This is a genomic window from Dehalococcoidales bacterium, from assembly GCA_035529395.1.
Taxonomy (GTDB): domain Bacteria; phylum Chloroflexota; class Dehalococcoidia; order Dehalococcoidales; family Fen-1064; genus DUES01.
This window is the reverse complement of sequence record DATKWT010000019.1, coordinates 1-10,827: the sequence shown is the minus strand read 5'-3', so window position 1 is coordinate 10,827 and position 10,827 is coordinate 1. Positions and strand designations below refer to the sequence as shown.

The 10,827-nt window shown below is 57.1% G+C and carries 12 protein-coding genes; 9 read left to right on the top strand and 3 right to left on the bottom strand.

What is annotated here, in order from left to right:
* Nucleotides 1-239: 239 nt before the first annotated feature.
* From VMW13_01280 to ppsA, 3 genes are all read right to left on the bottom strand, one after another.
* The gene (locus tag VMW13_01280) at nucleotides 240-581 is read right to left on the bottom strand and encodes a carboxymuconolactone decarboxylase family protein (protein ID HUV43439.1); all 342 of its coding nucleotides are present in this window, start codon (nucleotides 579-581) and stop codon (nucleotides 240-242) included.
* Between the two features lie 129 nt (nucleotides 582-710).
* Nucleotides 711-1,793: a deoxyguanosinetriphosphate triphosphohydrolase gene (locus tag VMW13_01275; GenBank protein HUV43438.1), complete on the bottom strand. Its 1,083-nt coding sequence runs from the start codon at nucleotides 1,791-1,793 to the stop codon at nucleotides 711-713.
* Nucleotides 1,793-4,039 (bottom strand): phosphoenolpyruvate synthase, encoded by a 2,247-nt coding sequence (gene ppsA, locus VMW13_01270; GenBank protein ID HUV43437.1) that lies wholly within the window; start codon nucleotides 4,037-4,039, stop codon nucleotides 1,793-1,795. Before ppsA ends, VMW13_01275 begins: the two co-directional genes overlap by 1 nt.
* Before the next feature lie 222 nt (nucleotides 4,040-4,261).
* On the opposite strand from ppsA, the gene VMW13_01265 reads away from it, so the two are divergent.
* From VMW13_01265 to VMW13_01225, 9 genes are all read left to right on the top strand, one after another.
* Nucleotides 4,262-4,801 carry a bifunctional nuclease family protein gene (locus VMW13_01265; protein ID HUV43436.1) on the top strand — a complete coding sequence of 180 codons (540 nt, stop codon included), beginning with the start codon at nucleotides 4,262-4,264 and terminating at the stop codon, nucleotides 4,799-4,801.
* 157 nt (nucleotides 4,802-4,958) lie between these two features.
* Entirely contained in the window at nucleotides 4,959-5,216 is a 258-nt protein-coding gene (locus tag VMW13_01260) for an AtpZ/AtpI family protein (GenBank protein ID HUV43435.1), read from the top strand.
* Entirely contained in the window at nucleotides 5,216-6,193 is a 978-nt protein-coding gene (locus VMW13_01255) for a F0F1 ATP synthase subunit A (protein ID HUV43434.1), read from the top strand. Before VMW13_01260 ends, VMW13_01255 begins: the two co-directional genes overlap by 1 nt.
* A gap of 65 nt (nucleotides 6,194-6,258) precedes the next feature.
* Nucleotides 6,259-6,489, top strand: a complete 231-nt coding sequence (gene atpE, locus VMW13_01250) for an ATP synthase F0 subunit C (protein ID HUV43433.1) — start codon at nucleotides 6,259-6,261, stop codon at nucleotides 6,487-6,489.
* Nucleotides 6,490-6,513: 24 nt separating this feature from the next.
* Entirely contained in the window at nucleotides 6,514-7,014 is a 501-nt protein-coding gene (gene atpF / locus VMW13_01245) for a F0F1 ATP synthase subunit B (protein ID HUV43432.1), read from the top strand.
* A 24-nt stretch (nucleotides 7,015-7,038) separates the two neighbouring features.
* Nucleotides 7,039-7,587 carry an ATP synthase F1 subunit delta gene (gene atpH / locus VMW13_01240; GenBank protein HUV43431.1) on the top strand — a complete coding sequence of 183 codons (549 nt, stop codon included), beginning with the start codon at nucleotides 7,039-7,041 and terminating at the stop codon, nucleotides 7,585-7,587.
* 78 nt (nucleotides 7,588-7,665) lie between these two features.
* On the top strand, nucleotides 7,666-9,180 hold the full coding sequence (gene atpA, locus VMW13_01235) for a F0F1 ATP synthase subunit alpha (protein HUV43430.1): 1,515 nt from the start codon (nucleotides 7,666-7,668) through the stop codon (nucleotides 9,178-9,180).
* Between the two features lie 49 nt (nucleotides 9,181-9,229).
* Nucleotides 9,230-10,084, top strand: coding sequence for an ATP synthase F1 subunit gamma (gene atpG, locus VMW13_01230; protein HUV43429.1), 855 nt, complete (start codon nucleotides 9,230-9,232; stop codon nucleotides 10,082-10,084).
* A gap of 54 nt (nucleotides 10,085-10,138) precedes the next feature.
* Nucleotides 10,139-10,827 (top strand): F0F1 ATP synthase subunit beta (locus tag VMW13_01225; protein HUV43428.1); only part of this gene is annotated, 689 nt, incomplete at its 3' end.

Below are 10,827 nucleotides of genomic sequence, written 5' to 3'. Positions count from 1 at the left end.
GCCCCCTTATGGCAGGGGTGTCTGGGCGTCATTCTTACAGAATGACGTTAGCAGAATCCGAAACCAGATTCTGCCGGTGTCCCCCAGATATAATCTTTCCCCCCTTCCGCAGAAGGCTCCTTCCTGGACAGGAAGGGGAAGACACCGCCCCTTCTGAGGGGCGCCCCATCCGGGCCGCACGGGGATTGGTCGAAAGGGTTTTTCATCACCCTGCTGGTGCTGCCGCAGGTGGCTGCGGGCTACCACTCGCCTAGTTCTTCGAGCACGCTGACCACCCGCCAGGACTCAGCACTGGCGGCGGTACCGCCCATGACGATGGCTACGGACACGGCTTCCAGGACCTCTTCCCTGGTGGCTCCTGCCTTTACCGCGTCCCGGGTCTGCCCGATGGTGCATCTGGCACACCCGGCCATCAGTCCTGCCGCCAGGGCTATCAGTCGTTTTGTCTTGTGACTTAGCGCGCCATCCTGGTAGACCTCGCGCCGGAAAGCGGTATAGGCGGCCATTGGGCCCGGTAGTCCCTGGTCGAACCGGTCCCGGTACTCTGCAGTCTCAGTATAGTAGCCAAGCTGATTTTCCATGGATAGTGTCCTCCTTTGTAGTGTGAAGCAGCATTATCGCGTGTCCTGTCCGGAGTGGACGGAGCAGCCCTGTTTTCTGCCTCGCTCCATCCGTAATCTGAAGGGGGAGAGGGGATGCTCTCCGGCCAGCTAGCTGTCCGTGAACAGCCGCTGCTGCCTGGCACGGTCGTCAACCAGGGACATCTCCTCGGCGGTACGCAGGGCGTAGCGGTCGGTCATGCCGGCGATATAATCAACGACCTGCCGCTGATGGTCTTCGTCACGAAGGCGGTATTCCGGTGGCAGTTTACCTTCATGCTTGCTGAAGAATTCATACAGTCGTCGAACGACTTCTCTCGCCTGGGCCGCTTCCTCCTGGCCGGAGTGAACATCGTAGACGCGGGTGAAGAGGAATTCGCGCAGGGTGTTGGTTACTTCGAGTACCGGGGTGCTCATCCCGACCGCAGGTATGGAGTCAGAGGCGGTATCGACTCTGACTGACCACGAGTGTTCGATGATGTCGGATACCAGGGTATTAATACGCGCCGAACGTGACAACCCGAGCACTTTGACCGCAGACAGTGGCAGGTCACGCTCGGTGATGACTCCGGCCCTTATGGCGTCGTCAGTGTCGTGGTTGACATAAGCGATGACGTCAGACAGCCGACAGACCTCACCCTCAAGGGTACCGACCTCTCCCCAGTCTTCTTCAAGGATGTGGGCTCTTGTCTTGGAGTGGTTGAGGATGCCGTCTCTCACCTCCCAGGTGAGATTGAGTCCCCGGCCGTTGTTTTCGAGATGGTCGATGACCCGCAGTGACTGCTCGTTGTGCCGGAATCCGGCGGGATAGAGGTCGTTGAGGACTTCCTCGCCGATGTGCCCGAAGGGCGTATGCCCGAGGTCATGGCCGAGACTGATTGCCTCGGTAAGGTCTTCGTTGAGGTTGAGGGCGCGGGCAATGGTGCGGGCAATCTGGGATACCTCCAGCGTATGGGTGAGGCGTGTTACATAGTGGTCGCCCAGGGGAGCAACGAAGACCTGGGTCTTGTGCTTGAGACGGCGGAAGCTGTTGGAGTGGATGATGCGGTCGCGGTCACGCTGGAAGTCGGTACGGATGGGGCAGGACTCCTCTTCCCTGAGCCTGCCACGCGACAGCCTGCTCTTCCGGGCCTGGGGCGAGAGGTTTTCTTCCCGCTCCTCAGCCAGCTGGCGGATTTCAGGCCGACGGCTCACTACTTCTGCAATCGCGCTTCGACTTCGGCGATTATCTCCCTGGTGCGGTCTATCATATCGGGGCTTACCGAGACAGAGGTGATGCCCCATTCCACCAGTTTCTCAGTGAGTTCCGGGTAGACCGATGGTGCCTGCCCACAGATGGAGGAGGTGACCCCCATGCTCCTGGCGACCTTTACGGCTCTCTCCAGGGAAAGCATCACGGCTTCATCCATCTCATTGAAAGTGGCGGCCAGCTTCTCGCTGTCCCGGTCCACGCCCAGTGTCAGCTGGGTAAGGTCGTTGGAGCCGATGGATATGCCGTCAATACCGACAGCAAGGAACTTCTCCAGCAGGATAATGTTGGAGGGTACCTCGACCATCATCCATATCTTGAAGTCCTCCGAGCGCTTCAGGCCTTCACCATTCATTATCTTGATGGTCTGGGCCAGTTCATTGACGGTGCGTACGAAGGGAATCATCACCCAGAGGTTGTTGTACTTCTCGCGGACCTTTTTGATGGCGGCGAGTTCCAGCTTGAAGGTCTCGATATCGGTGATGTACCGGGACGCTCCCCGGTAGCCGAGCATGGGGTTTTCCTCAGGCTGTTCGTAGTCCTCGCCGCCCTTGAGTGCGCGGTACTCATTGGTCTTGAAGTCGTTTGTCCGGTAGACTACGCGCCGGGGATGGAAGGCCTTTGCAAAGGTTGTGAGGCCTTCGGCCAGTTTGTCGACGAACTCCTGCCCCCGGCCCTGGCTTATCATGTAGCTGGGGTGCTCGCCAATCTGGGCGACCATAAACTCGGCACGGAGCAGACCGACGCCGTCGACATTGAGGGATGCTACGCGGTCGACCAGTTCCGGCTGCGCCAGGTTGACCAGTAGCGTGGTCCTGGTCTTGATGTCGGAGCGTGCCTTGCTTTCTTCCTCCACGACGAACTCAATCTTGCCGTCGTAGACCTTGCCGCTACTGCCGTCGACGGTGATGACCTGTCCGTCCTCGAGGGTGGCCATTGCGTTCCCGGTGCCGACAATGCAGGGGATTCCCATCTCCCGGCTGACGATTGCGGCGTGCGCCGTCCGGCCGCCGCGGTCAGTGACGATCGCCACGGCCCGTTTCATGGCGGGGACGAAGTCCGGGGTGGTCATTGCGGCTACCAGGATGTCGCCATTGAGGACCTTGTCGATCTGGGAGGGGTCAGAGACGAGCTTCACCGGTCCGGAGGCTATTCCCGGGCTGGCCGGCGACCCGGACAGTATCGCCTCGGCGTCAATCTCCGGCCTGGCGGTGACCATCTCACTGATGGTGGTGACCGGGCGAGTCTGGACGATGAAAAGCTCGCCGCCCTCTTTGGCCCATTCAATGTCCTGGGGGAACTGGTAGTGTTCTTCGAGGCGCTTACCCATCTTGGCGAGGGCAACGATATCGGCATCGGTTATCTTCTGTTGTGCCTGCTCGGCAGGAGTAAGGTCTATCTTGACATTGGGCTCCTCCGAGGGGCCGCTGTCACTCCTGACCAGCTTCCACTCCTGCGCCTTGACTTCCTTATCAACGATGTTGAGGCCTTCCTTGCTGACAACGTAGTAGTCCGGCCTTACGTCTCCGGAGACAATCATCTCACCCAGTCCGAAGACGGCTTCGATGGTGATTTTGCTACGGTCACTGCTGGTGGGCTCAACCGTGAACATGACGCCGGAGGCATCTGATTGGACCATGCGCTGTACCGGCACGGCGATGCCGACTTTGAAATGTTCGAAACCGTTCTCCACGCGGTACCAGATCGCCCGTGCCTCGAAAAGGGAAGCCCAGCACTTCTGGACGGCAGCGACGACCTCGTCTTCGCCGCTGACATTGAGGAAAGTGGCCTGCTGTCCGGCGAAAGAAGCTTCGGGCAGGTCTTCCGCGGTTGCCGACGAGCGTACGGCGACTCTTCCCTCTCCCATTTCCCGGTACGATTGACGGATGCCCCCGGCAACGTCGGCAGGCATCGTGGCGTCCAGGATGACCTCCTGGATCTTGGCAGAAATGTCTTGGAGCTGGCGGCTGTCATTGGTATCCAGTGGCGCCAGCAAAGCGCGAAGCTGGTCAGTGATACCCGTCTCTTCGAGGAAGGAGTAATAGGCATCGGCGGTCACGATAAAACCGGGGGGGACAGGTATGCCCGCATTGGTCATTTCACCGAGATTTGCCCCTTTACCACCAACAAGGGGAATATCGTTCCTGGTTACCTCGTCGAACCAAACTATGTTCCGGCCACTCTGGTGCATCGGCATCCTCCTTAAAGTAGGGGTAAGCCTATTGTCCTATAGTATTACATCAAAAGTGGTAAAGCAATTTTATGTCCTTATTATACCATGTGATGAAACAACATAGGCAATCCCACCCCGGGTGACCTGCGGTGGTGGCACCTCAGTCTCAATTTGACACTGGGAACGTACCAGAGTTAGAATTAGATGTGTCCGCAGGAGAGGAGGTCCGCCTTGATAGAAATGGTTGTGGATAGCATTCGGGTGAGCCTCATGAACTACCAGCGAGTGGTCATGCTCAAAGAGAAGACGACCGACCGGTACCTGCCTATCTGGATAGGGCCTGCCGAGGCGGATGCTATCGCTGTCAAGCTGCAGGGCGTGAGTGTGCCCCGGCCGATGACGCATGACCTGATGCAGTCTATTGTTGATGTCCTGGGTGCCAGTGTCAATTCAGTCGTCGTCAGTGACCTCAGGGATGATACTTTCTTTGCCAAGATTATACTGAATATGGATGGCGGGCAGGTGGAGGTGGACTCCCGGCCCAGCGATGCTATTGCGATGGCGGTGAGAGTGGAAGCACCGATATATGCTGAGGATATAGTGCTGGAGAAAGCGGGCATCGTGCTGGACAAGGAGACGGGCAGGCCGGTAGGTGAGCCGATGGACATTGACCGTACCGCCGGTAAACCGGTGAGCGAAGAAGAGATGAAGAAGATGTCCGCCTTCTACGATTTCATTAACACCCTTGATATGGAGGACTTTGACAAGAGAAAGTCCTGAGCAGGAACAGGTCTGCATGGTAGGAGAGCATAGTCCGGGCAGCAGGAATCCGGATTGCTGAGTGGGGGGATATCGAGTCCTGCAACCGTAACGTTGCGGGATTTTTCATGTATCAGGGGCAAGTGGTAGAGGCACCGGCCCCGATGACGGGTTTGACTTGAATGGGAAGATTTGCTATGCTGCATTCGATATGGACAAGCGACTTGCGGCGCTGGGGCTACTGGGCGTCGGGTTTTTCGTTGCTGGTTCTATTATCCTGGGCGTGGTTGGCGGACGCTGGCTCGATACCAGGTTTGGCAGTGAACCCCTCTGGCTGATAGTTGGATTGCTGCTTGGGGTTGTGGTTGCCTTCTACGGTGTCTATACCATGCTCCGACCTTTCCTGGATAACAAACAGAATAAGGGGAACAGCTAGTGTCTAGAAAAGGCTGTCTGGGTTGCTCATTCCCGGTTCTGATTACGATAGTAGTTGTCGTCCTGGCGGTCGGTGTCGTTAGTCTCCTGAGTGGTGCTCTCGGTAAGGCGATTGTCGGTGATGTGGGACTTCCCGAACTGTTTACCGTCGAAGCGCCACACGTGCAGCTCCCCGCCGAAGGGATATTCCACATCGGCGGATTTGCCGTCACCAATACCCTGCTAGCATCCTGGATTACGATAGTTATTCTGGCATTTTTCGCCTGGGCGGTTACCCACCGGATAAAGGTCATTCCATCACGTCTGCAGAACCTGCTGGAGTTCGCCCTGGAGTGGCTGCTGAATTTCTGTATCGATGTTGCCGGCGAGAAGAACGGGCGCCGCTTCTTCCCGGTAATAACCACTATCTTCCTTTTTGTCATCATGAACTCGTGGCTGAGCCTGGTTCCCGGCTTCGGCTCAATCACATTCACCGCAATCGAGCACGGGGAAACGCACGTCCTTCCCTTGCTGCGGGGTGCCAATACGGATATTAACTTCACACTGGCCCTGGCATTGATATCCTTTGTCTTCGTGGAGTACCTGGGTATCCGCGAGGGCGGCCTGCGCTATTTCACCAAGTTCATCAATGTCAGGCAGTTCGGCCGGGGTGTCGGCCAGTTGTTGCGTGGTAAGGTAAAAAGCGGGTTTGGCGGCATTTTCATGGGTGTTATCGACATGTTCGTCGGTGTACTCGAGGGGATAGGCGAGATGATGCGTATTGTCAGTTTTACCTTCCGTCTCTTCGGCAATATGCTCGGCGGCGAGATACTGATATTGATGATGCTGTTCCTGATGCCGTTCTTGCTGGCGGTGCCGTTCTACGGACTGGAAATGCTGGTTGGCGCTATCCAGGCGCTTATCTTTGGCGGACTGACGCTGGTATTTGCCACCATGGCGGTCACCCAGCACGAACATGAGGCCTCGGAATCCAGTTGAGTATCAAGACCACAACGTTCGTATGTGGTTGATGTGAGTACCTGAAGGAGGACAGAATGGAAGGTATTTCTGCTGAAGCAATGAGGCTCCTGGCAGCCGGAATAGCTATGGGCCTGGGAGCGATAGGTCCGGGGATCGGAATTGGAATTCTGGGGGCGGGCGCTATGCAGGCGCTGGGGCGTAATCCTGAGGCCAGGGGGCCAATCATGACCAACATGATTCTGGCCATCGCCATGGCCGAAGCAGTCGCCATCTACGCCCTGGTGGTATCGGTTGTCCTTATTTTTGTCGCGTAGTCTACTGTCCAGAAGGGGGATACTGTGGAAGGACTAGGTATCAATCTGTCTACTTTGATAGCACAGCTGGTCAGCTTCTTTGTCCTCTTCGGGCTGCTCTATTTCTTTGCCTACAAACCGATTCTGAGGATGTTCGATGAGCGCTCACAGAAGATAAAGGATAGCGTGGAGCAGGCGGAACAGGTGAGGGAACAGGCGGCGCATACCGAGGAGGAGAATCGGAAGCAGCTGGAGGCTGCCTCCAGGGAGGGACAGGAGGCAATAGCCCGGGCAATGCGAGCCGGAGATGAGGCCAGGCAGAGGGCTGAAGAAGAGGCAAAAATACAGGCCGGAGTTCTGCTGGATAAGGCGCGCCAGGAGATTCAGCGTGAGAGGGATGAAGCCATTGGTGAGTTGCATCAGGAATTTGCCGACCTGGCGATAGTGGCCGCGGAGAAGGTCATCGAGAAGTCGCTGGACAAGGAAGCGCACCGCGAGTTGATAGACAAGGTGCTTAAAGAGAGCGGCACCTTGAAAGAGGACTAGCCGTTTACGTGTGAGGAGTTGAGGATGGCCAATAGCGTTTACACGAGACGTTACGCACAGGCGGTCTTCCGAATGGCGCAGGAGAGCCAGGAGCTGAACCGGTGGCAGTCTGACCTGAGGAAGGTCAGCATCATGTGCCGGGATGAAGCATTGTTTGCCCTGCTGGAAAACCGCGAGGTCTCCTTTGAGGAGAAGGAGCGTGTACTGTCTCAGCGGCTGGGTGAGATACACCCGATGGCACTGAAGCTGGTATCGATGCTGGTGGCCAAGGGGCGGCTGGCTATGATGGAGGACATCTCGGATGAATACCAGCAGTTGCTGGACGAATACCGTGGCATTGAAGGCGCAGGAGTCGCCGAGGTTATTACGGCTATTCCTCTCGACGATGAGGAAAGGCTTAAGATAGGCGAACGGATTACGGAAATAGTCGGCAAGCCGGTAATGCTTAAGCCAAAGGTGGACCCAACCGTTATCGGTGGCATTATTATCCGGGTGGGCGATAAGCTTATCGACGGCAGTATCCGCAGCAAGCTGGCGGCCCTGAGGAAAGAACTTGGTGGTGCAGGCAGGTAGTGGTTTATGCATTTCACTCCGCGTGGATAACGCAGGAGTGAAATGCAGTCTTCTGTTGGACTACGGGAGGTAACTTAGATGGCAACAAGAGGGCGAGATATTGCTTCCGCTATAAAGCAGGAGATATCGCAATTCGGTGCACAACTGGCGATGGTCGATGTTGGCGCTGTTGTTGAAATCGGCGATGGTATTGCCCGGATACACGGATTGGCTGCGGCGAAGTACAACGAATTGCTTGAGTTCCCCGGTGATATTATGGGTATCGCCATGAACCTGGAGGAGGAGAGTGTCTCCGCGATTATCGTTGGCGACTACACCGGAATAAAGGAAGGCGACGAGGTGCGGCGTACCGGCCGGATTGCCGAAGCCCCTGTCGGTGAGGCACTCATCGGGCGGGTAGTGGACCCTCTGGGTCGTCCGCTGGATGGTAAGGGCCCACTGAAGGCGGAGAAGACTCGTCCGCTGGAGCTGGTTGCCCCGGGCGTTACGGACCGCCAACCGGTGGATACCCCGGTGCAGACCGGTATTAAGGCAATAGACAGCCTGATTCCGCTGGGGCGGGGACAGAGAGAGCTTATCATCGGTGACCGGTCAACGGGTAAGACGGCCATCGCCCTGGATACTATCATCAATCAGAAGGGCGGGGACCTTACCTGCATCTATGTTGCCATTGGACAGAAGACTTCTAAAGTGGCGAGGGTGGCAGCTACCCTGGAGGAATACGGAGCAATGGCTCACACAATCATCGTTGCCGCCAATGCTGCCGATGCAGTTGCCATGCAGTACCTGGCACCCTACGCGGGCTGCGCCATGGGGGAAGAATTCATGGCGCAGGGTAAGGATGCGCTGGTGATATACGATGACCTTTCCAAGCACGCCTGGGCTTACCGGCAGCTTTCCCTGTTGCTGCGTCGTCCGCCGGGTAGAGAGGCCTATCCGGGCGATGTATTCTATCTGCACAGTCGTTTGCTGGAACGGTCGGCCAGGTACAATGATGAGCATGGAGGGGGCTCGCTGACAGCACTGCCGATAATCGAGACCCAGGCCGGTGATGTTTCAGCCTATATCCCCACTAACGTAATATCGATTACCGACGGTCAGATATACCTGGAGACAGACCTTTTTAACGCCGGTATCAGGCCGGCACTGAATATTGGAATATCGGTGTCCCGCGTGGGCAGCAAGGCCCAGACAGCGGCGATGAAGCAGGTGGCCGGCCGGTTGAGGATGGACCTTGCCCAGTACCGGGAACTGGCTGCTTTTGCCCAGTTTGGAACCGCAGAGCTGGACAGGGCGACCAGGGCACAGCTCGAGCGTGGGCAGCGTCTTTCCGAAATATTGAAGCAGCCTTTGTATGTCCCGATGCCGGTAGAGAAGCAGGTGCTGATTCTGTACGCGGCAATCAATGGTTATACTGATGATATACCGGTCGAAAAGATTAGCGAGTTCGAGGCCGGCTTCCATAGATTTATGGAAACGAGCCATCCTGAGGTTGTTTCGGTGATTGCCCGGGAGAAGAGCATCAGTAGTGAGACTGAAGAACTTCTCAAAGCAGCAATCCAGGAGTTCAAGCAGAGCCACTTTGCAGGGTAGGACAGCCGGTATATTCCTCTGGAGTGACCTGCGTGAGAAACGGTAGACTATGGCAAATATACGTCTGATTCGTCAACGGATACGTGGTGTTCAGAGTACGGCCAAGATAACGCGGGCCATGGAAATGATTGCCACCTCCAAGATGCGGCGTGCCCAGGAAGCGGGTGTCGCGGGGCGGCCTTACGATGAGAAGATACGCCAGGTAATTACCGCACTGGCGGCCCTGCCACAGGCAGGTGCGCCCCACCCCCTCTTGCAGAGCCGGCCGGTGAACAGCATAGAGATTGTGCACATCACGCCTGACCGTGGCCTTTGTGGTGGGCTCAACGCCAGTATCAACCGCACAACAGCCGGCTTTCTGGTGGAGCAGACCGTGCCAGTTTCCGTGGTCACGGTGGGTAGGAAGGGGAATGATTTCATGAGGAGGGTTGGCCGGGATATCCGGGCTGAGTTCGACCGCCTTGGGGACCGCCCCAGTCTGCTGGATACCTTGCCGATATCCCGGATTATCATCGATGACTATGCCAATGGCGTTGTAGATGCGGTTTACCTGGTGTACACCAGGTTTGTTTCAACAATGACCCAGACACCGGTGATGGAGCGGTTGCTGCCGGTGGAGCCGGCGGAATTGCCGGCGATGCAGAACGTGGAGTATATCTATGAGCCGAGTGCGGAGGCAGTGCTGGGAGAGCTCCTGCCACGCTTCGTGGAAATGGAGGTCTACCACGCTATCCTGGAGTCCATCGCCAGCGAGCAGTCGGCCAGGATGGTGGCGATGCGGAACGCCACCGAGAACGCAAATGAACTTATTCAGGACCTGACCCTGATGTACAATAAGGCCCGTCAGGAGTCGATCACCACGGAGCTTCTGGATATCAGTGGTGGTGCCGCTGCCCTGAAGTAGGCCTTCGGGGGAGCGAGGGAGGTTCCGGGGTCTCAGGGAAGACTGGAGGTTATCATGGCCAAGGGTAGAGTAGTCCAGGTTATCGGGACGGTGGTTGACGTTGAGTTCCCGCCCGATGAACTGCCAAAGTTGTTCAACGCGATAGAGATAGCCACCGAAGAGGGTAAGACAACCCTCGAGGTCCAGGAGCATATCGGTAATAACTGGGTCAGGTGCCTGTCACTGGCATCCACTGACGGTTTATCGCGGGGTACGGAGGTAGTAGACACGGGAGCACCGATTGCCGTGCCGGTAGGCCGGGGTAGCCTGGGACGCCTGTTTGATGTTACCGGGCAGGCGATAGACAACCTCGGTGAAGTCAAAGCCGAGGAACACTGGCCGATTCATCGCCAGCCGCCTTCCTTTGAGGAGCAGGAAACGACTCCCCAACTGCTGGAAACGGGCCTGAAGGTTATCGACCTGATTACGCCGTTCACCAAGGGGGGCAAGATCGGGGCCTACGGAGGGGCCGGGGTGGGCAAGACCGTTGTAATCCAGGAGCTTATCCGTAATATCGCCACCGAGCACGGAGGCTTTTCCGTCTTTGCCGGTGTCGGTGAGCGGTCCCGCGAGGGCAACGACCTCTGGAACGAGATGAAGGAGTCCGGCGTCATCGACAAGACGGTGATGGTCTTCGGCCAGATGAACGAGCCGCCGGCGGTGCGCCTGCGGATAGGGTTGACCGGACTGACTATGGCCGAGTA